The organism is Vibrio sp. HS-50-1, assembly GCF_024747315.1.
GTDB lineage: Bacteria > Pseudomonadota > Gammaproteobacteria > Enterobacterales > Vibrionaceae > Vibrio > Vibrio diabolicus.
In genome coordinates, this window is sequence record NZ_JAMPZF010000019.1 from 104098 (window position 1) to 126208 (window position 22111).

Consider the following 22111-nt stretch of genomic DNA (forward strand, 5'->3'; position numbering starts at 1 on the left):
CCAATAATAATAAGCCAAACCGGCAAGGGTTTGGCTTATCGTTTGAGTTCTTAGTGCTGCGGGTTATCCGCAAGCCAGTTCGCCATCGCGACGAATTGTTCTAGCGTCAGGTTCTCTGGACGCATGCTTGGATTAACACCTAGCTCTTCTAGTACTTCTGTGCTTAACAACGATTTGTAGCAGTTACGAACTGTTTTGCGACGTTGGTTAAAGCCTTCACGACAAACGCGATCCAGCAAACGCAGATCTTTCGCAGGGCATGGTAGCTCTTCGTATGGCACTAGACGAACGACAGCAGAGTCCACTTTCGGTGGTGGAACGAATGCCGTTGGCGGCACTTCCAGTACTGGTACCACTTTACAGTAGTACTGAGCCATTACCGTTAAACGGCCGTAAGCTTTGCTGCCAGGACCGGCAGCTAAGCGGTTTACCACTTCTTTTTGCAGCATAAAGTGCATGTCTTGAATGTCTTTATGGAATTCAAAAAGGTGGAACATCAATGGTGTAGAGATGTTGTACGGCAAGTTACCGAAAATGCGTAGCTTGTTGTTTGGCTTCACTAATTGAGTGAAGTCAAAACGCATAGCGTCACCCTCATGGATGGTCAACTTATCCGCCAGTTCAGGGTGAGTACGTAGGCGTTCCGCCAGATCGCGGTCTAATTCGATAACTGTGAACTTATCCACTTCACGACCTACCGGCTCAGTGATTGCACCAAGACCAGGACCGATTTCAACCAGGTTTTGACCTGGTTTTGGGTTAATCGCTGATACGATTCCATCAATAATGTATGGATCGTTCAGGAAGTTTTGACCAAAACGTTTACGCGCTTTGTGTCCTAAATGGACATCATTTCTCATTGTTTCTTCTCTACCAAATCTATCGCATGCGTGAGCGCTGTTCGGAAACTCCCTGTATCCGCTTGACCTGTCCCTGCCAGATCTAATGCAGTACCGTGATCCACCGATGTTCTAATAAAAGGTAGACCAAGAGTAATGTTTACTGAACGACCAAAGCCTTTGTATTTTAATACTGGCAACACTTGGTCGTGGTACATGCCTAAAACAGCATCAGCATCATTTAAATATTTTTCATTGAAAATGGTATCTGCCGGCAAAGGGCCGATCAGGTTGATACCTTTTTCTTGTCGAATCTTTTCCAGTGTCGGAGTGATGGTTTCGATCTCTTCACGACCTAAGCAGCCATCTTCGCCAGCATGAGGGTTAAGCCCGCAAACGTAGATGTTTGGTTGTGCGATAGCAAACTTTTCTACAAGGTCTTTATGAAGAATATCGATGATTTTTTCTAACCGCTCTTCGGTGACCGCTTTGGACACATACGCTAAAGGAATATGTGTTGTGACTAGCGCCACGCGTAGCCCTTCCGTTGCTAGCATCATGACGACTAGCGGCGTTTTTGACTTCTCGGCGAAAAACTCAGTATGACCACTGAATGCAACACCTGCGCGATTAATCACCCCCTTATGAACAGGGCCGGTGACAATAGCATCAAATTCATCATTCATACAGCCTAAAGCGGCTCTTTCTAGCGTTTTTAGTACATAGTGACCATTCGCTTCGTTGAGCTCGCCTGCGACCGCAGGTTCCGATATTTGGATATGATCAACAATAAGCGAGCCTGCTTTTTGTGCTTTAGGCGTTTCTTCTGGATTGTAATCAGACAGTTGGACTTCAATGCCAAGCTGCTTGGCTCTGTCCATCAGCATATTTTTATCGGCGCAGACGACAATTTGGTGTGCCCAATCTTCCTTCGATAAGGCAAGCACTAAGTCTGGGCCGATACCCGCAGGTTCCCCTGCGGTTACGACAATTCTACGAATTGTATTAGTTGTCATTGTTGTCATCCACGATTTCAACAAACGCACTTGCGCGTAGCTCTTGCATCCATGCGCCCGCTTCTTCATTAAATTTACGGTTAAATAGAATACGGTAAGCCTTGTTCTTCATCGCTGAGTCAGTGCGGTCAACTTGGCGACGATCCAACACTTCAACGATATGCCAGCCGTGAACGGTTTTGAACGGTTCGCTGATTGAGCCAACAGGCAGAGTTTCTACTTGGTGTTTAAATTCTGGCACGTACAGATCTGGCGTTTGATAACCTAGCTCACCGTCTTGCGCTGCCGAACCAGGGTCTTGGCTGTATTGTGTTGCCAGTTGAGCGAAAGTGGCTTCGCCAGCTTTGATGCGGCGTGCAAACTCATTCAGTTGCTTCTTCGCCCCTTCATCGCTCAGAATCACGGTTGGTTTAATCAAAATATGACGCGCATTTACTTCCGTTACCGCAACCGTTTCTAGGCCTTTTACATCTTCAATTTTTAGGATGTGGAAACCGATGCCACTGCGAAATGGACCAATGATGCTGCCTTTGTTTTGCATTTTGATCTGATCAGCAAAGATAGTTGGCATCTCTTCTTTACGCATCCAGCCCCAGTCGCCACCTTGTAAAGCTTTAGGACCTTTTGAGTAGGTGTAGGCCATCTCCGTAAAGTCTGCACCTTCATTCAGCTTTTTCGCCAGCGCTTTTGCTTCAGCTTCTACAGCAGATTTTTCTTTGCCGTCAGAGAAGCGCAGTTGAATGTGTCCAATTTTGTATTGAACGGTCGCATTGGTTTCTTGTGATAGTTGCTCAGCAAGGCTGTCGACTTCTGCTGGAAGGATATTAATACGGCGACGAACCAGTGCATTACGGGCTTCTGAAGCGGCGATTTCCTTACGGATTTGTTCGCGGAATTCTGGGTAACTCAAGCCTTCACTTTCTACAGAAGCGGCGAGTTGTTCTACAGATTGTTCATTATTACGTGCGATCTCCGCAATCGCTTGGTTTAAGCGGTTATCGTCAATACGCACACCGATACGGTCTGCTTCTTGGCCTTGCAACGTGTCAATAATCAGCTTTTCAACAACTTGTTCTTTTAACACGCTAGCTGAAGGTAAGCTCTTTCCGCTTTGACGTGCGTTGGCTTGCAGCGTTTTCATCGCTGTTTCGATGTCGCTTTGTAGAATTACACCGTCGTTCACGATGACCGCAACCTTATCGATCTCTACTGGTGCTGCAACCGCTCCGCAAGAGAGTAGGGTCGTGAATAAGATTGATTTCCAAATTTTCATTTAAAATTCCGTCAGTATTTTTTGAATAGGCGTCTTATTCATTTAAGACGCCTATTTCGATTAATTGTTCAGATAGAATGGGCGGCCGTACTTAATCGCGTTGTCAGAACCATCCAGTTCTTTGACTGCAGTGTCTTCACGCTGATTGGTCGCAAAGCCTTGAATACCGAAGTTAACGCTAAAGTTATTTTCGTATTCAGGTGATGCGCCAGTGCTGCCGATAGTTTGGTTTTCCCAACCAAGCAATTGGTTGGCGTAAGTCACACCAATGTACCAACAGTCAGACTGGTAACGCAGGCTCGCTAGCCATTCTAGGTCCGCATTTTCATTTAGGTCGTAGTAGTATTGACCACTTGCAGACCAGTTCGGGTTGAACTCGTAGGCCGCAACAATACCTGCTTGTGAAATGCCTTTACGAGTAATTGTGTCTAGGTTTTCGAGAATGATCGTATCTTCGATGTATTCACGCGTGACGTAACGATAGTTACCCTGAATAAAGCCACCGTTAAATTGGTACTCTAAGGTACTGTTCGCCAACTGCATGGAGCTCAAATCGATATCGTATTGAATTCCACCGTGATAGAACAAGTAATCGTTGTAGTTGAAATCAGCTTCAATCGCCCATGATGAATAGTTGGTGGTCTCATCCGGAAGATTTGGGCTGTTGCTCAGTTTGGTCTTTTTATCGAAGTAGTAAATCTGACCAAATGAAACGTTAAGACGCTCTTTATAGTCATCATCAAAGAAGCGAGTACTCGCACCGTAGCTTAACTGGTTCGCAGAGGCGATTTTATCAATGCCACTGTACTTACGACTGCGGAATAGCCCGTAGTAGTCGGTTTGTAGCAAGGTGGTATCGTAGTTGTAGATATTGGTTTGATCTTCTTCAGGTACGTACAAGTACTGCAGCTGAGGTTCCAGTGTTTGTGTGTAGCCCTTGATCCAACTCGTGTCTCGCTCTAAGTAAAGTTGCGCATGTGTACGGAACTCGGGGATAACACGAGACACTTCGTCATCTAACTGGTTTTGCAAATTTACATCTGTCAGACCCGTTAAGTCTTGAGAGTAGTACGTGGAAAGCACGCGAGCTTCCGTTGTCCACGTTGCCCATGAATTTGAAAGCGGCAATGTAAGCCCTGGTTCAATATGAACACGGGTCGCATTTGGTCGCGCAGCATCGCTCGTATCGAAGCGGCTCACTTGGCTCTTCACGTCAAAGTTGAGGTAATCTCCCCACAATGGCGTGTAGTAGTTCAAGTCTAACTGAGGAAGCAGGCGATAAGGGCGGTTCTCTTCTTTCAATAAGATTTGGAAGTCGCGAACGGTTAACGAGGCATCCCAGAAATCAGAACGATATTGTACTTGTCCTTCTTGAACCAGTTGACCATCTTCACGGTTACCAATATCGGAGTCGAGATCGAGGAAGTAATCAATATCACTCACTTTTGAGTAATCGACTTTGACTATCCACTGTTTATTGATAATACCGTCGTGTTTAACTTGGTAGCCCCAACGAGACTCGTCTTGATATTTGCGATCGCTATTGAGGTATTCGCCTTTGATTTCACCATTCCCCCAACCATCCGTTAGGTAGCGGAAATCAGTATCGAGTTTTGTTCCGCGCTGCTGCATGTAGAGCGTGGTGAGCGTCATGTCATATTGAGGTGCGATGTTCCAATAGAATGGCACCTCGACTTCCATACCATCGCTAGAACCATAAGATAAAGAAGGGAAGAGGAAACCCGTTTTACGCGTATCTCCAATTGGCATGGTTAGATACGGCACATAGAAAACAGGAACGTCTAACACTTCAAATCGAGGATGGTGCAGCGTCGCCGTCTCTTCATCTTGGTCAACGTCAATACCTGATGCCACTAAACGCCATGAATTGTCGCCTTGAGGACATGATGTAATAGAACCATCTTCGAGTTCATAAACCGACTGACCTGTACGCGCGATGTATGCTGCTGTGCCTCGACCTTGTTGGCAAAGGAACTGATAATCGGTGTTCTCCAGTGAAAACGTGTCTTGGTTGATGTCATTAGTAACACGATCAGATCGAGCTTTGACTTGGCCGTCATTGAAAGTCACGTTGCCTTCGGCAACCACGACGTTATCTTGTTGGTGCAGCGTTACGCTATCTGCGGTGATTTTCTTCTGGCCTTGGGTGACTTGTACATTACCTGAGTACTGAGCTTTGTCACCATTGATGGCTTGCAGGGTGTCAGCTTCTACCACTACTGGGGTATTAAGAGCGTCCTCCTCGCCACTGGTATCGACCAAACATTGATCTGTGGCGGGCATTTCCTGCACACTATCATGGATATTCGCTTCAGCTTGAGTGGTGGGTACAAACAAGGCGGTGCTGATAGAGGCCGCTAAACATGTGCGGGAGAAATGTTGCATTGAATTGAACTTTCCTGTGTCACTACTACTCGATGGCTATAGGGCTTGTTGTACCCTAGCGTAATAGCCAAATGAATCAACTATAGTCGCATTTATCCCAGCGTATTGATTCACTGTGGCATAATGACGACAAAATAGCTGCAAAGATAAGCAGGCGAAATGGCCTAGCCGAAATAAAACTAATTCCATTATCATAAAGGAAATCGTTGCATCCGGCACTATAAGACCGCCGTCGTCGATAAAAATTCATTGATAGAGAACACATAATGCATATTTTTGGCAAAATTCTGGGTGCCTTTTTTGGCTTGTTACTTGGCGGGCCGCTAGGTTTACTCTTTGGCTTATTTATTGGCCATCAATTCGATAAAGCACGTCGCTTGAGTCAAGCCGGGTTCTCTACTGGCGGCTTTGGAAAAGGGCCGAGCCAAGCTCAGCGCCAAGAAGAATTTTTTAAAGCGGCGTTTGCGGTAATGGGACATGTGGCAAAAGCGAAAGGCCAAGTCACCAAAGAGGAAATCCAACTTGCTTCTGCAATGATGGACCGCATGAATTTGCATGGCGAACAGCGCCGCGCTGCGCAAGATGCGTTTCGTGAAGGTAAAGACAGTGACTTTCCGTTAGAAGACGTTCTTGTTCGTGTGAAAATTTCGACAGCAGGCCGTTTTGACTTGTTGCAATTTTTCCTTGAACTACAAATCTCGGCGGCCTTTGCTGACGGCTCGATTCATCCTAGTGAACGAAATGTGTTACACAAAATAGCACGTGGTTTGGGTTTCTCTTCTGAGCAGCTAGAGCGTCGCTTGCAAATGCAAGAAGCCGCATTCCGTTTCCAAAGCCAGGGTGGTTTTCATGGTCAGCATCAAGGCCAATCTTCTGGTGGTAGCTGGCAACAAGCTTCACAAGCGGATCAACTGGCTGACGCGTACAAAATTCTGGATGTGTCTTCAGATGCCGACAGTAAAACCGTCAAGCGTGCTTATCGTAAACTGATGAACGAGCATCACCCAGACAAATTGATGGCTAAAGGCCTACCACCAGAGATGATGAACGTAGCGAAAGAAAAATCTCAAGAGATTCAAAACGCTTACGATCTGATTAAAAAGGTCAAAGGCTTTAAGTGATTTTGTCAAAATCTAGAAAATAAAAAGGGCACTTGGTGCCCTTTTTAGCTTTTGGGTTACGGGTGACCAAAAGCGTTGCAAGCTGAACGGTGACGATAAATTAGTCAGCTTGATTCAAACTCCAATCGTATTCGTACTTCACTTTTCCAGAGAAGTCTTTGTACTGTGGCGCGTACTTCGCGATGTGGTTAAAGACTTGTTTTTCTCCACCAAAGTCCGCTGCAAACCAATCATAAATGGAAGACAGCTGTGCCGTGTTTCCTTGGATAGATACGCCTTTGCTGCTGTTGATAAACGCTTTGGCAGCACTTTCAAGTAAGGCTTCAGTGTTTTCGGCAGTGAATGCTTGAGCTTGTAGGTTAGGGCATCCCAAGCTTGCACAATTTACGGCGTAATGCGTTCTTGGATCATTCCAAATTGGACGCAAAATTCGATGTTCAATATCGTTTAAAGTCAGATCCTTGCCGTTGACCACGACCACATCATCTCCCCAAGGACCAAAGCTAAATAAGCCACCCAGCTTGGTGATGGATTCGACGGGATAGTTATCCAAAATAAGATCAACCGTGATGGCGTTGTAAAGGTTCACCCAATAGGCGTATTGCTCTGCTTGGCTGTATTGTAGAGGGTCTAGTTTTGCCAAACGCTGGATGTATTGTTTCAGCTTAGTTTTATCGACAGAGGTCACTTGGCTATAACGAAACAAAGTATTCTCACCTTGTTCAACCAAGTAATTGTCTAACAGTTGTTGCCATTCCTGATGAGAAATTTGGGTTTGGTTGGCCTGATTCGATTGTTGCCAATACGGCCATAAATCAGATTTAGGAGCAGCGAACGCCGAGAAAGAAACTAGAGCACACAATAGCAATAACAGACGCTTCATAGAGATACCTTTGAATGAAATATTGTTGATAGTGTAGACCTGTTGAGTGCTTGTTTTCTTTCAGTAATCAGTTGCCTTTATTCTCCGTTATTCCGAGGAGCATAAGCGACAGCAGGAATCTAATACCCACAAACGCTTGCGTAAAGAAGGTATGAATCTGCACAGTACATTCTGGCAGTAGATCCTGAATCACGCTCCTGCGTCGCTGTTCAGGATGACGAATTTCAACAGAGGCGTTCGGTATTCCGCAAGCAAAGCTATATGAGAATGGCTGCATAAAATATTAAAAGGGCCGACAATTGCCAGCCCTTGATTTGTATATTTACTAATGCGTCTTAACGCAAGAAGCTCGGGATATTCGCTTCGTACTCGGCAATCTTATCTTCATGTTGAAGGGTTAGACCAATGTTGTCTAAACCGTTTAGCAAGCAGTGACGACGGAACGAATCAATTTCAAAACCATACTCTTTGCCGTTGGCACGAACGACATTCGCTTCTAGGTCGACCTCGACTTCTGCACCTTCATTCGCCTCAACAAACTGGAAGATCTCATCCACTTCTTGCTCAGTCAAGCGAACTGGTACCATTTGGTTGTTGATCGAGTTGCCGTAAAAAATATCGGCAAAGCTTGGTGCGATCATCGCTTTGATGCCGTAATCCGCTAGTGCCCACGGTGCGTGCTCACGAGATGAGCCACAGCCGAAGTTTTCACGCGCTAGCAAGATAGAAGCGCCTTGGTAGCGCGGAGCGTTCATCACGAACTCTGGGTTCGGTTGTTCGCCAGCATCGTCTAGGAAGCGCCAGTCATGGAATAGGTGCTTACCAAACCCTAGGCGGGAGACCTTTTGTAGGAACTGCTTTGGAATGATGGCATCAGTATCAACGTTCGCTGCATCTAGAGGAACAACTAAGCCTGTGTGTTGTTTAAAACCTGACATCTGTTCTCTCCTTAATCTAACTCACGAATATCAACAAAGTGACCAGCAATTGCTGCCGCCGCTGCCATCGCAGGGCTCACTAGGTGGGTACGGCCATCACGACCTTGGCGGCCTTCGAAGTTACGGTTTGAAGTAGATGCACAACGTTCATGTGGACCCAAACGGTCATTGTTCATTGCTAGACACATCGAGCAACCTGGTAGGCGCCACTCAAAGCCCGCTTCTTTAAAGATGACATCTAGGCCTTCTGCTTCCGCTTGCGCTTTTACTTGCTCAGAGCCAGGAACGATAAGCGCTTGAACGTGAGACGCGACTTTGCGACCTTTCGCGACTTCCGCCGCTGCGCGCATGTCTTCGATACGTGAGTTAGTACAAGAGCCAACGAAGACTTTATCGACGTTGTAATCAGACAATGACTTGCCTGCCTCTAGACCCATGTAAGCCAGAGCTTTTTCTGCCGATGCTTTTTCTACTGGGTCGGCAAAACTTTCTGGTGCTGGGATAGGTTGATCTACCGCGATCACTTGGCCTGGGTTAGTACCCCAAGTGACTTGTGGTTTAATGTCTGCTGCGTTTAGTGTCACGACCGCATCAAACTGAGCATCATCGTCCGTTTTTAATGTCTTCCAGTATTCTACTGCTGCATCAAAGTCGGCACCTTGAGGTGAGAATTTACGGCCTTTGATGTATTCGAACGTGGTTTCATCTGGCGCAATCAAACCGGCTTTTGCACCTAACTCAATCGCCATATTACATACGGTCATGCGACCTTCCATTGAAAGGTCAGTGATCGCTTCACCACAGAATTCAACTACGTAGCCTGTTCCGCCAGCAGCTGTGGTTTCACCGATGATCGCTAGCACAATGTCTTTCGCCGTGATGCCCGGAGCCACTTTGCCTTTCACTTCGATCTTCATCGTTTTAGCACGCGCTTGTTTTAGCGTTTGAGTTGCTAATACGTGCTCAACTTCAGAGGTACCAATACCAAATGCTAGCGAGCCAAATGCACCGTGTGTAGCAGTGTGCGAGTCACCACAAACAATCGTCATGCCCGGTAGGGTAATACCAAGCTCTGGGCCCATGACGTGCACAATACCTTGGTATTTGTGGTTAATGTCATAAAGCGTAACGCCAAACTCTTCACAGTTTTTCGATAGCGTTTCCATCTGGATACGAGCCATCTCACCGGATGCGTTGATGTCTTTGGTGGTGGTCGAAACGTTGTGGTCCATAGTGGCAAAAGTTTTGCTGACCTGACGCACTTTACGACCTTTTTCACGCAAGCCGTCAAATGCTTGTGGAGACGTCACTTCATGTACCAAGTGACGGTCGATGTACAAGATAGGGTTTTCCCCTTCTGCTGCGACGGCAACGTGTGCGTCGTAGACTTTTTCGTATAGTGTTTTGCCCATTGTTTGCTTCCTTTCCTCGTCATCCTTGTTGCTTTATTTTAGCACCAATGACTTAGAGGTAAGTCATTGGTGGATAGAGGATTTAGTATTTATTATGAATCTGTTCTGTATTACGAGTTTAAGATGTACTCAGCGATCTTATCGCCCATCTCTGATGTTGTAAGTGCCGGGTTGTTGCCTGCAAGGTCGCCTGTTAGCTCGCCAGCTGAAAGTGCTTTCGACACCGCTGCTTCGATGTCTTGTGCTGCGGCTTCTTCGCCAAGGCTATAACGTAACATCAGTGCCGCAGATAGGATTTGCGCCACTGGGTTAGCGATGTTCTTACCTGCGATATCTGGTGCACTGCCGCCTGCTGGCTCGTACAGACCGAACTTACTTTCGTTAAGGCTTGCTGAAGGCAGCATACCCATAGAGCCAGTGATCATCGCGCACTCATCAGAAATGATGTCGCCGAAGATGTTTGAACATAGCATTACGTCGAACTGTGCTGGGTCTTTGATAAGCTGCATGGTTGCGTTATCAATGTACATGTGTGACAGCTCGACATCTGGGTAATCTTTCGCGATTTCTTCGACCACTTCACGCCATAGGATTGAACTTTGTAGAACGTTCGCTTTGTCGATTGAGCAAACTTTCTTGCGACGTAGACGAGCAGACTCAAAGGCGATTTTTGCAATACGTTCGATCTCAAAGCGGTGGTACACCTCAGTATCAAACGCTTTTTCTGTCGCGCCTTCGCCTTCACGGCCTTTTGGTTGACCGAAATAGATCCCGCCTGTCAGTTCACGGACCACGACGATATCAAAGCCACGGCCTGAAATGTCTGCACGTAGTGGTGAGAAGGCTTCCAGACCTGCGTGGATTTGCGCTGGGCGTAGGTTACAAAACAGTTGGAAGTGTTTACGTAGTGGTAGTAGGGCGCCACGTTCTGGTTGGTCGTTGGGTGGCAAGTGCTCCCACTTCGGGCCGCCAACCGAGCCAAATAGTACTGCATCAGACTCTTCACACGCTTTTACGGTGCTTTCTGGAAGTGGGCTGCCATGATTGTCGATCGCGATGCCGCCTACATCATGCTCGTCACGCTCAAACGCAATACCATGCTTCTTTTCGATAGCATCCAATACTTTGTGTGCTTGCGCCATTACTTCCGGGCCGATGCCGTCACCGGGTAGGACGGCAATTTTGTATGATTTGTCTGTCATGTTAATCCTTTAAGTTTTCTAATTTTGAGCTTAATTATTTCAACGAGCGTGTTCTTTCCTGAGCCATGCAGCCCAGTTGTTATTACACAGTCGCAATCTTTTTCTGCTTCATTTCTTCGATTTTGTCTGCACGGTGGATGCTATTAATAACGTGCAATAGTGCTTGACCGGAAGCTTCAACGATATCGGTAGAAACGCCCGTGCCGTGGTATTTACGACCTTTGTAGTTGGCAATGATGTCAGCTTGACCCAAACCATCTTCACCTTCGCCTTTCGCGGTTAGGTCGAATTTATCCAGTACGATGTCGTAGCCTGTCACGCGGTAGATACATTGGTATAGCGCATCAACTGGGCCATTACCGACTGCCGCTTCACACATTTCTTCATCGCCACATTGCATTTTGATGCTGGTGGTGGCCATTACGCTGCCCGATTGCACGCTTAGGTAGTTCAGCTTGTAGAAGTCATCTTCTTCACGCAGGTTCGAGAAGTGCATTAGGGCTTCTAGATCGTAATCGAACACTTGGCCTTTGCGGTCGGCAAGTTTCAAGAAGTCCGCGTATAGAGCGTCTAGGTTGTACTCGTCCTCGTTGTATCCCATGGTGTCCATGTGGCTCTTCACGGCTGCGCGACCACTACGGCTGGTTAAGTTTAGTGCTTGGTTTTTAAGGCCAATCGACTCAGGGGTCATGATTTCGTAGGTATTCTTATTCTTTAACATGCCATCCTGGTGGATACCTGAAGAGTGGCTAAAGGCATTCGCGCCCACAATCGCTTTGTTGCTCTGAATTGGCATGTTGCATAACTGGCTCACCAATTTACTGGTGCGGTGAATTTCATCATGTTTAATGCCAGTGTGGACGCCCAAGAACTCTTGACGCGTCTTGATGATCATTGCGATCTCTTCAAGTGAACAGTTTCCCGCTCGCTCACCAATGCCATTGATGGTGCCTTCTATCTGACGCGCGCCGGCTTGAACGGCGGCAATAGAGTTGGCAACTGACATCCCCAAGTCGTCGTGACAGTGAACGGAGATGATCGCTTTATCAATGTTTGGAACGCGGTTGAAAAGGGTTTGAATAATGCCACCAAACTCGCTTGGTACTGTGTAGCCAACGGTATCTGGAATGTTGATTGTGCTCGCACCTGCATTGATGGCAGCTTCTACCATGCGACATAGGTTGTCGATAGGAGTACGACCTGCATCTTCACAAGAAAACTCGACATCATCGGTGTAGTTACGCGCATGTTTAACGGCGTTGACTGCCATTTCTAGTACATCGTCGTAGCTGCGGCGTAGTTTGTCTTCTACGTGAATGGTGGAAGTGGCTAAAAACGTGTGAATACGGAATTGGTCGGCCACTTTTAATGCTTCAGCTGCGGCATCAATATCTTTCGCAACGGCACGCGAAAGGGCACAAACTCGACTGTTTTTGATGTTTTTTGCAATGGTTTGTACCGACTCGAAATCACCAGGTGAAGAGATTGGGAAGCCAGCTTCGATAACATCAACGCCGAGTCTTTCCAGCGCATAGGCAATTTGCAGTTTTTCTTTAACCGTCAAGCTTGCTGACAACGCTTGCTCGCCATCACGCAATGTGGTGTCGAATATAATGACCTGATTGTTCATGTTTGCTTCCTTCCTGATTTCTGCACTTTACGTGCAAGTTAATCGTTTACTTCCAGTATTTAGATATAAAAAAACCCGCATTCTCATGCGGGTTCTTAGAAATTGGTGTGGTTATTTTTCTTCCACAGCCTACCCGCGCGAACTGGTCACGATCAGGAGGAGGCTAAGCAGAATAGAAAAATGAGCTGACATAGTTGTTAAACTTTCCACATAATTAAGTTAACAAATTAGTACCGCACTCCATGAAGCGCGTCAACCCTAAAGTCGATTTTTTATTCATATCGGATGAGTCTTTTCGTTTGCTTGAGAAAAATGATGCACTAAGTGAAACGGCATGATGCGATAGAAACGTGCTAGAAGAGGCAAGTTCTCATCAAGTTTGCAACGTTTCATTACCAAAACAAACATTGGGATTGCGACTTGTCACACAAAGGCCCGAATTGTTTGGTAAAAGTTTTGAATGACCATTTATAGTAGTGCAGTTGCACTAGGTAAAAAGAAGGGTTAAGGAATAATGAGGTTAGCAAAACAATTTGGACGTTCAGCCGCAGTATTTACTCTGGTCAGCTTATCGGGTTGTCAGCTGTTTCAATCTCAAACCTATATGGCAGAGATTTCCCCTGTTGTTATTAATGATCACTCTCAGAGTGTCATGGTGATTAATGATCAAATGGATCGATTCTTGAGCTACGAGGGACGTGAATCGTTTTTGAATCAAATGCTCGTTGCTCTTGAGTCGGACAGTCGAGATAAATTTAAAGGCAAAGATCCGGAAACTTATTCGTGGTGGAAGATCCGAGTGCAACCTAGTGAGAAACAACAAGCGGAAGTCTTCCGACCAACAGCTGACGGTGTGGATACCTCAAACCCAGTTGAGTTTATGGATGTCTCATATCGCTCTAAGACCACATTAAACCTGCGATCCAAGCCGAGCCTAGAAGGAGAAAAGCTTGGCGTGTTATCGAAAGGGGAAGTTTTTAATGTGTTGGCAAAAGTGGTGGACCAACCTTGGTTTCTCGTTGAACAGAAAGGCGTGATAAAAGGTTACGTCCATAAGGATTATGCGCGCAGCAATGTGGTAAATCGTGACATTCTTTCTACACAGCCTAATCCTCTTTTAGAGTCTGCTTCGAGCACAACTGAGCAAACGGGCATCGAGCATGAACTGTCAGGAAATTACACTTGCCGCTTCCTTAGCTACGAGCTGACAAAAGATGGCGACATGACGATGGGCTCTTTGCGCGCCTGTCGTAAGAAGAGAAAGGTCTGGTACATCGATACGCCTCAACCGCAGCAAGCAAACCCTTCTTAAGCGTTCTCTCCTATGATTGTGCTCAATAGATAGATCATTGGGCACTCCCTAATTTGGCATTTGTCATTAATTGTCCAAACTCCCGTCATGCAGTTGTCACCTAAACCTCCTACTTTTCACACAACGGCGTTGTCAAAGTAAGGAAAGGCCACATGCGAACCATAGAGACAATTACACAGCCAATTGCAACCATTGCTAAGTTTGATTTAGCGCTCTCTAGTGTTTGTCTTAAGCACCGTTTTAATCAGCAAGTTGCCAACATCAGTAAAGGAGTCTCCCACAGTGGTGACGGACATCTGTACTTGGTGTTAGGTTTATTAGCTTGGTATTTAGATAAAGAGCAGGGAGTCTGGTTTTTACTGGCGGGTTTACTTGCTTTTGCAATCGAGTTGCCAATTTATTGGACGCTGAAAAACAGTTTTAAGCGTCGTCGCCCTGAAGAACTCAGTGCACTCCTTCCTGCTTTTATTACCCCATCAGATCGCTATAGCCTTCCTTCAGGGCATACCGCCGCAGCGTTCGTGATGGCGACGTTGATTGAGCACTTTTATCCGAGTTTAGGTATTGCTGCATTCTTTTGGGCAAGTTTAATCGGAACTGCGCGAATCTTATTGGGGGTGCACTTTTTTACCGATGTCATCATTGGTGCACTGCTAGGTAGCCTTTGTGGTGGGTTAGCGATTGCGATGCTGGGAGGCTAATTGATGAAAATCTTATACGGTGTTCAAGGGACAGGAAACGGACATATTGCGCGTGCGAGGGCGATGAGTCATGCGTTTAAAGAGCACGATATTGAGGTCGATTTTTTGTTTTCTGGACGAGCGCCTGAAAAGTACTTTTCAATGGAAGCGTTTGGCGATTATCAGACTCGCCGAGGCTTCACCTTTATCACTGAAAAAGGTTCAGTGAACTATGCGAAAACAGCATTGAGTAACAATTTAGTGCAATTTTGCAAAGAAGTTAAACAGCTTGATTTGTCGTCCTATGATCTCGTGCTCAATGATTTCGAGCCTGTTACGGCATGGGCGGCAAAACAACAAAATAAGCCGTCGATTGGTATCAGTCATCAAAATGCTTTCCGTTATCCAGTGCCGTTAAAGGGAGCGAGTTGGTTAGACAAATCCGTCATTGAATACTTTGCGCCTTCTCAACACCACCTTGGTTTGCATTGGCATCATTTTGATCAACCTTTGTTGCCGCCAATTGTACATACCGTCGATAGCCAAGCAGAAAATGATGATTTTGTTTTGGTGTATCTACCGTTCGAATCCATTGAAGACATCTCGGATTTACTGTTCCATTTTAACCAGCAAGCGTTCATCTGTTATCACCCCGATGTGATCGAATGTGAGCAAGTGGAAAACATAGAATTACGCCCTTTATGCCACAGCAACTTTCAGCATCATTTGCATCGGTGTAGTGGTGTCATTGCCAATGGTGGATTCGAGCTCCCTTCGGAAGCTCTGTCTTTAGGGAAAAAATTATTGCTTAAGCCACTCGCAGGTCAGTTTGAGCAACAAAGCAATGTCGCGACCTTAGAAGACTTAGGACTTGCGATGTCGATGGAGAGCTTAGACATTTCCGCAGTACGCCAGTGGCTAAAGGAGCAGCAAGCCGAAAGTGTGAAATATCCAGACGTTGCTCAGGCCATTGTTCATTGGGTATTACAAGGCGCGTGGGATTCACAAGCGGAGTTATCCAAACAGTTGTGGGAGCAAGTTGATTTCCCAAGTTACGTGTCGAACATTTAAGTACGTTGTTCTAAGTACATTGTTCCTTCCTATTTTTGACACGATTTTGTTGCAGCCTTTCAATCTAGAAGGCTGCATTTTTATTCTTTCTCTTTCATTTCTATTCAATGTGTATTTGCTGATAATTTGACTGATAAGTGCAAATTTTACTCAGAGATATAGTCGTCATCTGTTGGTTTGTTCTCGACTAATAACTAGGATAAATGCATTCGTGTGGTGACCATCCGTCTCATCAATTTGCTAAATACTTCCTCAAAGAATGCGCTTTTACGTGTTTTATAGTTTTTTATGTTTTTATCAAGCTGTTGTTATTTAAGGGTTAAATACCTAATCGGCTAAAATTTACTGATTAAATATCAATCTAGTTGCGAAACCGCAATCGATTAGTTGATAGTACAGTTCGAGCCGGAAGTATCCGGACGGCAAATATAATAAAAAGTTAGGTTATCTATTCGTAAAATGATTCGAATCCAGCCGCCGTCTTTTGTGCGAGATGGGATTCTATTCGTTATGAATTTAATGAACAAAGTTGACGATTACAAAAGAGGCGCACTCAATGTTAGAGAAGAAAGATGCGATGAGCGCAATTGCTAGCTACCGTATGGAAAGCACTTTGCGTGGTGTAGATTTAAACCTACTGACTGTATTTGATGCTGTGATGCAAGAGCAAAATATTACTCGTGCAGCACATAACTTAGGCATGTCTCAGCCGGCAGTAAGTAATGCCGTGGCACGCCTAAAAGTGATGTTTAACGACGAGCTGTTTATGCGTCAGGGCCGTGGTATTCAGCCAACGCAACGCGCTCGTCAGTTGTTTGGCCCAATTCGCCAAGCATTACAGCTGATTCGTAATGAACTTCCTAGCTCCGTATTTCAACCAGAATCTTCGACTCGCTTATTTAAGTTGGCGATTTGCAGCCCTTGCGACATGCGTTTTGCTCCGAAGATAATGGCAAAAGTGAATCAACAAGCACCAAACGTTCAGCTTCACCTAGATGCAGAATTTGACCGTCTGTTGTCTGAGCGTATGCGCTATCAAGAAATTGATTTCGTGATCGATTATGCTCGCTTTGATGAGCAAGGTTTCTCAAGTACTGAAATCTTCAAAGATGAATTAGTGGTTATCGCGTCAAAAACACACCCACGCATTCAAGGTGGTGTAACGGCCGAGCAACTGCTTAACGAAAAACATGCGAAGTTATCGAAAGTGCACGGTCAACGCAGCTTCTCAGAACAAGCATATCGTGAACTGGATTGCCAAGCCGCGTACGAAGGCTCTAGTCTAAGCAACCTACTATATGTGGTGGGTCAATCTGAACTTGTGACTATCGCGCCACGTTGGATGGCAGAAAATGCGGTAAACAGCGATCAGCTGCAAATTCTAGACTTCCCATTTGCAAACAAGGAAATCAGCGGCTTCTTAAGCTGGCATGAATCAAGTGAAAAAGATAAAGGCCACATTTGGCTGCGCGATCAACTGATGATCACTTGTGGTGAAGTGGTTGCCGCAAAATAAGATGACGTTTGGTCTTATAGGTTAAGACCATATTGGTAATCATCAATTTTTACAATTCATTGGTCCCCGAGAGATTTTTGTCTCTCGGGGCTTTTTGTTTTAGCAATCAACAATCGAAACAGTAAGTTAAATAGAGTAATCATTCAGCAGTTTTGGGTATGTTCGCGACGTATAAGTGATAGTTGTCTCTTATTAGTGATAAGTTTGATACTGGTCAGTTGCGTTTTAGCAAGCCGTGAGTACACTTGTTCGCTCAATTAGCTTACGCCTGTAAGCCAAAAGGTAAGTAAAAGAATGGCCAAGTTAGATTTTCATATCGTTAAACGTATTCGTGAACAAATTGCGAACGGTGGTACACGCGTTGCACTCAAGCATAAAGTGGGTGAGGAATGGCAAGGTATTACGTGGACGCAATTTGGTCAGCAAGTTGATGCTTTATCACTTGCACTTTTGGCTCAGGGATTAGGAGTCCAAGATAAAATCGGCATTTTCTCGAACAACATGCCGCAATGGACGATTGCTGATATTGCAGCGCTACAACTACGCGGCGTAACAGTACCTATTTACCCAACCAATACCGCCGCTCAGTCGGCGTACATCATTGACAACGCAGACGTCAAAGTGCTGTTTGTTGGTGAGCAGCCACAATTTGACGCAGCAGTGAGCATTTTCGACCAGTGCGAGCAGTTAGAGCTCATTGTTGCCATGTCTGATGATATCGAACTTGGCGAGCATGATTTCGTTATCTCTTGGCAAGCATTTGTCGCCAAAGGCGATACCACATACCAAGTTGAATTGGACGCACGTTTAGAGCAAGCAAAGGAAGATGATCTACTAACGCTGATTTACACCTCTGGTACCACAGGTCAACCGAAAGGTGTAATGCTAGATTACGCAAACATTGCGTCGCAATTGGAAGGGCACGATCAACGCTTGAGCCTTTCTCAAAGTGATGTGTCACTGTGTTTCCTTCCGCTGTCACACGTATTTGAACGCGCTTGGACCTTTTATGTGTTGTACAAAGGGGCGACCAACTGCTATTTGCAAGACACCATGCAGGTACGTGATGCACTGAGCCAAGTGCAACCTACCGTGATGTGTGCCGTGCCGCGTTTCTATGAGAAGATCTTCTCTGCGATTCACGAGAAAGTTTCTCGCGCGCCAATTCATCGCAAGATAATGTTTACTTGGGCTGTGAATATGGGCGCAAAAATGGCCGCTTGTCATCAAGAAAAACGTCAGCCATCGCTCATGCTGCGCAAGTCATATGCCTTGGCGGATAAATTGGTTCTGAGCAAGCTGCGTGCGTTACTTGGCGGACAAATCAACTTTATGCCGTGTGGCGGTGCAAAGTTAGATGAAACCATAGGTCGATTCTTCCACGCGATTGGTATCAATGTGAAGTTAGGTTACGGCATGACTGAAACCACGGCGACAGTATCGTGTTGGGATGATAAGTGCTTTAACCCAGACTCTATTGGTATGTCTATGCCTGGCGCGCAAGTGAAGATCGGTGAGAACAACGAGATTCTGGTGCGTGGTCCAATGGTGATGCGTGGCTATTACAAAATGCCAGAAGAGACCGAAAAGACCTTTGATGAGCACGGTTTCCTAAAAACTGGCGATGCGGGTTACATTGATGAAAATGGCAACCTGTTCATCACTGATCGTATCAAAGAACTGATGAAAACCTCTGGCGGTAAATACATCGCTCCGCAAATGATTGAAGGTGCGATTGGTAAAGACCACTTCATCGAGCAAATCGCGGTTATCGCGGATACGCGTAAGTTTGTCTCGGCGCTGATTGTGCCGTGTTTTGATTCTCTTGAAGAGTATGCGAAAGAGCTGAATATCAAGTATCACGATCGCGTTGAATTGATTAAGCATCACCAAGTGGTCGAAATGCTTGAGAAGCGTGTTAACGATCTCCAAAAAGAGTTGGCAAAGTTTGAACAGGTGAAGAAGTTTAAACTGTTACCAAGAGCTTTCTCTATGGATGATGGTGAGTTAACGCCAACTCAAAAACTGCGTCGTAAAGTCATCAATGACAAATACCAAGATGAAATTGAAGAAATGTATAAGGAAAAGTCAGAGAAAAAGTAACTTAAGCTGACTTAGATTTTATATTGATGAAAAAATCCCCAGTGATGATATTGCGCATTACTGGGGATTTTTGTTTGTGTTGATTCTTTCTATTTTGCTCACCAAATACAGCTATTTAGCACCCTATACTTAAAAGGTTCTGAAATAATGTTCTTTTTTTAAACGTTAAGTTTTTAGGTTGTACTGTGAAATAAGGTATGTGTGGCTGCTATTCCTACTAACATTCTAATTACTAGCATCTTGTTTAAAAAGTAGACCAACCTCTCATTAGACCCGTTGATAATAAAACGTTACATTTGTTGGGTAACCTTGCGGGATGTTATGACGAACGCAAGACATAGCCGAAAACGTGGAAGTATTTCGATTAGGCTACGAATAAGACCTAGACTATGTAAAACCAGACCAATCCGTTGACCTTACGGTGAGGAAACTGGCTAAGGAGAGCAATTATGACAGCAATGTTGTCAGGCGCAGAGATGGTGGTTCAATCTCTGATAGAAGAGCACGTAGAGCAGATCTTTGGCTACCCAGGTGGCTCTGTTTTGGATATCTACGATGCTCTGCATGCCAAAACCGATCAAATCAAACACGTACTTGTAAGGCATGAGCAAGCCGCCACTCATATGGCAGATGGTTACGCTCGCGCTACCGGTAAACCGGGTGTCGTACTGGTATGTTCAGGTCCGGGCGCGACCAATACCATTACTGGTATTGCCACGGCTTATATGGACTCCATCCCAATGATCGTTATCTCGGGTAACGTACCTAATAGCCTAATTGGTAATGATGCTTTCCAAGAATGTGACATCGTTGGTGTCTCTCGCCCAGTGGTCAAACACAGCTTTTTAGTGAAAAAAGCGGAAGATATTCCTGAAACGATCAAGAAAGCGTTTTATATCGCGACCACAGGTCGACCTGGTCCAGTAGTGATTGACTTGCCGAAAGATGTAATGAATCCGCAAATCAAACTGCCTTACCAATACCCAGAAACGCTTTCAATGCGTTCTTACAAGCCGACGACGTCGGGTCATAAAGGCCAGATTAAAAAAGCGCTTAAATCGCTATTAGAAGCGAAAAAACCAGTGCTTTATATCGGTGGTGGTGCTGTGATTTCTGGCGCTCATGAACATATTTTAGAGCTCTCCGACAAGCTGAACCTTCCAGTAGTCAGTACGTTGATGGGACTAGGCGCATTCCCTGGAACACATAAAAACTCACTGGGCATGCTGGGTATGCACGGTACTTACGAAGCCAATATGGCGATGCATGAAGCGGATCTCATTTTTGGTATCGGTGTGCGTTTTGATGATCGCACGACGAACAACCTTGAAAAATACTGCCCAAACGCAAAAGTCATGCATATTGATATCGATCCATCATCGATCTCGAAAAACGTGAAGGTGGATTTACCTATCGTAGGCTCTGCGGAAAAAGTGCTTACAACCATGCTTGGCCTGCTGGCAGAGCAAGAAGGTGGGAACGATGAAGATGCCATCACCGCATGGTGGGATGACATTCAGGTGTGGCGTGACCGCAACTGTTTGGCTTATGAGAAGTCACCAGAGCGAATTAAGCCACAGCAAGTGATTGAAACCTTGCACAAGCTGACCAATGGTGATGCGTATGTTGCTTCTGATGTGGGTCAGCACCAGATGTTTGCAGCACTTTACTACCCATTTAACAAACCACGCCGTTGGATCAACTCGGGTGGATTGGGCACTATGGGATTTGGCCTTCCGGCTGGTATGGGTGTTAAGTTTGCCATGCCACAAGAAGAAGTCGTGGTTGTTACGGGCGATGGCAGTATTCAAATGAATATCCAAGAGCTTTCGACAGCCATGCAATACGATATTCCAGTGAAGATCATCAACCTGAACAACCGATTCCTAGGCATGGTAAAACAATGGCAAGACATTATTTATCAAGGTCGTCACTCTAATTCTTACATGAGTTCTGTTCCTGATTTTGCAGCGATTGCAGAAGCTTATGGTCACGTCGGTATTCGTATCGAAACGCCTGATCAGCTCGAAGAAGGGCTACAAAAAGCGTTGGATATGAAAGATCGTCTGGTGTTTTTGGACATCAACGTAGACGAAACCGAACACGTATACCCGATGCAAATTAAAGGTGAGGGTATGGATAAAATGTGGCTAAGCAAAACGGAGAGAACTTAATATGAGACACATTATTTCATTGCTATTGGAAAACCAACCGGGTGCGTTGTCTCGTGTTGTTGGCTTGTTCTCTCAACGTGGTTACAACATTGAATCTTTGACGGTATCACCGACAGATGATGAAACGCTGTCGCGAATGAACATTACCACGACGTCTGATGAGATGCAGTTGGAGCAAATTCAGAAGCAGCTACACAAATTGATCGATGTGCTGAAAGTACAAGAAGTCACCGAGTATGAGCACATCGAACGTGAACTGATGATGGTGAAAGTGAAAGCCAGCGGTTTTGCGCGAGCAGAAGTGAAACGGACGGCAGACATCTTCCGTGGCCAGATCGTGGATGTCACTGCTGCTCAATACACGGTACAACTTGCGGGCACGAGTGAAAAGTTGGATGCCTTCATTCAAGCGATATCTGAAGTAACTGAAGTCGTCGAAGTTGCTCGTAGTGGGGTAGTGGGCATTGCCCGAGGTGAGCGCGCACTCAAACCTTAGCCATCTAACTGCATATAGAAAAGCCACTTAATCTAAGTG

At 45.5% G+C, this 22111-nt stretch carries 17 protein-coding genes; 8 read left to right on the plus strand and 9 right to left on the minus strand.

Going from position 1 to position 22111, the window contains the following annotated elements; translation table 11 throughout:
* Nucleotides 1-50: 50 nt before the first annotated feature.
* The 4 genes from rsmA to lptD are packed head-to-tail and all read right to left on the minus strand — an operon-like array spanning nt 51 to nt 5534.
* Complete coding sequence (rsmA, locus tag NDJ01_RS09100) at nt 51-860, minus strand: 16S rRNA (adenine(1518)-N(6)/adenine(1519)-N(6))-dimethyltransferase RsmA (RefSeq protein WP_005379669.1); 810 nt, start codon at nt 858-860, stop codon at nt 51-53.
* Nucleotides 857-1855 (minus strand): 4-hydroxythreonine-4-phosphate dehydrogenase PdxA, encoded by a 999-nt coding sequence (gene pdxA / locus NDJ01_RS09105; protein WP_258586600.1) that lies wholly within the window; start codon nt 1853-1855, stop codon nt 857-859. Before pdxA ends, rsmA begins: the two co-directional genes overlap by 4 nt.
* Complete coding sequence (surA, locus tag NDJ01_RS09110; RefSeq protein WP_258586601.1) at nt 1845-3128, minus strand: peptidylprolyl isomerase SurA; 1284 nt, start codon at nt 3126-3128, stop codon at nt 1845-1847. Before surA ends, pdxA begins: the two co-directional genes overlap by 11 nt.
* 60 nt (nt 3129-3188) lie before the next feature.
* Nucleotides 3189-5534 (minus strand): LPS assembly protein LptD, encoded by a 2346-nt coding sequence (gene lptD / locus NDJ01_RS09115; protein ID WP_006742729.1) that lies wholly within the window; start codon nt 5532-5534, stop codon nt 3189-3191.
* A 266-nt stretch (nt 5535-5800) separates the two neighbouring features.
* On the opposite strand from lptD, the gene djlA reads away from it, so the two are divergent.
* A complete protein-coding gene (gene djlA, locus NDJ01_RS09120) occupies nt 5801-6655 on the plus strand; it encodes a co-chaperone DjlA (protein WP_005383076.1) in 855 nt (284 codons plus the stop codon).
* A gap of 100 nt (nt 6656-6755) precedes the next feature.
* Here djlA and NDJ01_RS09125 read toward each other — a convergent pair whose 3' ends face one another.
* The 5 genes from NDJ01_RS09125 to leuA form a co-directional block, all read right to left on the minus strand.
* The gene (locus NDJ01_RS09125; RefSeq protein ID WP_248381536.1) at nt 6756-7538 is read right to left on the minus strand and encodes a DUF547 domain-containing protein; all 783 of its coding nucleotides are present in this window, start codon (nt 7536-7538) and stop codon (nt 6756-6758) included.
* Between the two features lie 335 nt (nt 7539-7873).
* Nucleotides 7874-8476 (minus strand): 3-isopropylmalate dehydratase small subunit, encoded by a 603-nt coding sequence (gene leuD, locus NDJ01_RS09130; protein WP_005383071.1) that lies wholly within the window; start codon nt 8474-8476, stop codon nt 7874-7876.
* An 11-nt stretch (nt 8477-8487) separates the two neighbouring features.
* A complete protein-coding gene (leuC, locus tag NDJ01_RS09135) occupies nt 8488-9888 on the minus strand; it encodes a 3-isopropylmalate dehydratase large subunit (protein WP_039841408.1) in 1401 nt (466 codons plus the stop codon).
* Between the two features lie 110 nt (nt 9889-9998).
* A complete protein-coding gene (leuB, locus tag NDJ01_RS09140; protein ID WP_006742732.1) occupies nt 9999-11090 on the minus strand; it encodes a 3-isopropylmalate dehydrogenase in 1092 nt (363 codons plus the stop codon).
* An 82-nt stretch (nt 11091-11172) separates the two neighbouring features.
* A complete protein-coding gene (gene leuA, locus NDJ01_RS09145; protein ID WP_258586602.1) occupies nt 11173-12720 on the minus strand; it encodes a 2-isopropylmalate synthase in 1548 nt (515 codons plus the stop codon).
* Between the two features lie 514 nt (nt 12721-13234).
* Here leuA and NDJ01_RS09150 point away from each other — a divergent pair.
* The 7 genes from NDJ01_RS09150 (at nt 13235) to ilvN (ending at nt 22072) form a co-directional block, all read left to right on the plus strand.
* Nucleotides 13235-14032: an SH3 domain-containing protein gene (locus tag NDJ01_RS09150; protein WP_258586603.1), complete on the plus strand. Its 798-nt coding sequence runs from the start codon at nt 13235-13237 to the stop codon at nt 14030-14032.
* A 152-nt stretch (nt 14033-14184) separates the two neighbouring features.
* Complete coding sequence (locus tag NDJ01_RS09155) at nt 14185-14733, plus strand: phosphatase PAP2 family protein (protein ID WP_005392260.1); 549 nt, start codon at nt 14185-14187, stop codon at nt 14731-14733.
* Nucleotides 14734-14736: 3 nt separating this feature from the next.
* Nucleotides 14737-15783, plus strand: coding sequence for an MJ1255/VC2487 family glycosyltransferase (locus NDJ01_RS09160; protein WP_258586604.1), 1047 nt, complete (start codon nt 14737-14739; stop codon nt 15781-15783).
* Between the two features lie 556 nt (nt 15784-16339).
* Entirely contained in the window at nt 16340-17299 is a 960-nt protein-coding gene (gene calR, locus NDJ01_RS09165) for a LysR family transcriptional regulator CalR (protein ID WP_005379693.1), read from the plus strand.
* Nucleotides 17300-17593: 294 nt separating this feature from the next.
* Nucleotides 17594-19402, plus strand: coding sequence for a long-chain fatty acid--CoA ligase (locus NDJ01_RS09170; RefSeq protein WP_258586605.1), 1809 nt, complete (start codon nt 17594-17596; stop codon nt 19400-19402).
* Between the two features lie 449 nt (nt 19403-19851).
* Nucleotides 19852-21576: an acetolactate synthase 3 large subunit gene (locus NDJ01_RS09175; RefSeq protein ID WP_258586606.1), complete on the plus strand. Its 1725-nt coding sequence runs from the start codon at nt 19852-19854 to the stop codon at nt 21574-21576.
* Nucleotide 21577: 1 nt separating this feature from the next.
* A complete protein-coding gene (gene ilvN, locus NDJ01_RS09180) occupies nt 21578-22072 on the plus strand; it encodes an acetolactate synthase small subunit (RefSeq protein ID WP_005392253.1) in 495 nt (164 codons plus the stop codon).
* Nucleotides 22073-22111 lie beyond the last annotated feature (39 nt).

Coding starts and splice junctions, on each gene's coding strand:
- rsmA (WP_005379669.1), bottom strand. CDS start 860: ATGAGAAATGATGTCCATTTAGGACACAAAGCGCGTAAACGTTTTGGT.
- pdxA (WP_258586600.1), bottom strand. CDS start 1,855: ATGACAACTAATACAATTCGTAGAATTGTCGTAACCGCAGGGGAACCT.
- surA (WP_258586601.1), bottom strand. CDS start 3,128: ATGAAAATTTGGAAATCAATCTTATTCACGACCCTACTCTCTTGCGGA.
- lptD (WP_006742729.1), bottom strand. CDS start 5,534: ATGCAACATTTCTCCCGCACATGTTTAGCGGCCTCTATCAGCACCGCC.
- djlA (WP_005383076.1), top strand. CDS start 5,801: ATGCATATTTTTGGCAAAATTCTGGGTGCCTTTTTTGGCTTGTTACTT.
- NDJ01_RS09125 (WP_248381536.1), bottom strand. CDS start 7,538: ATGAAGCGTCTGTTATTGCTATTGTGTGCTCTAGTTTCTTTCTCGGCG.
- leuD (WP_005383071.1), bottom strand. CDS start 8,476: ATGTCAGGTTTTAAACAACACACAGGCTTAGTTGTTCCTCTAGATGCA.
- leuC (WP_039841408.1), bottom strand. CDS start 9,888: ATGGGCAAAACACTATACGAAAAAGTCTACGACGCACACGTTGCCGTC.
- leuB (WP_006742732.1), bottom strand. CDS start 11,090: ATGACAGACAAATCATACAAAATTGCCGTCCTACCCGGTGACGGCATC.
- leuA (WP_258586602.1), bottom strand. CDS start 12,720: ATGAACAATCAGGTCATTATATTCGACACCACATTGCGTGATGGCGAG.
- NDJ01_RS09150 (WP_258586603.1), top strand. CDS start 13,235: ATGAGGTTAGCAAAACAATTTGGACGTTCAGCCGCAGTATTTACTCTG.
- NDJ01_RS09155 (WP_005392260.1), top strand. CDS start 14,185: ATGCGAACCATAGAGACAATTACACAGCCAATTGCAACCATTGCTAAG.
- NDJ01_RS09160 (WP_258586604.1), top strand. CDS start 14,737: ATGAAAATCTTATACGGTGTTCAAGGGACAGGAAACGGACATATTGCG.
- calR (WP_005379693.1), top strand. CDS start 16,340: ATGTTAGAGAAGAAAGATGCGATGAGCGCAATTGCTAGCTACCGTATG.
- NDJ01_RS09170 (WP_258586605.1), top strand. CDS start 17,594: ATGGCCAAGTTAGATTTTCATATCGTTAAACGTATTCGTGAACAAATT.
- NDJ01_RS09175 (WP_258586606.1), top strand. CDS start 19,852: ATGACAGCAATGTTGTCAGGCGCAGAGATGGTGGTTCAATCTCTGATA.
- ilvN (WP_005392253.1), top strand. CDS start 21,578: ATGAGACACATTATTTCATTGCTATTGGAAAACCAACCGGGTGCGTTG.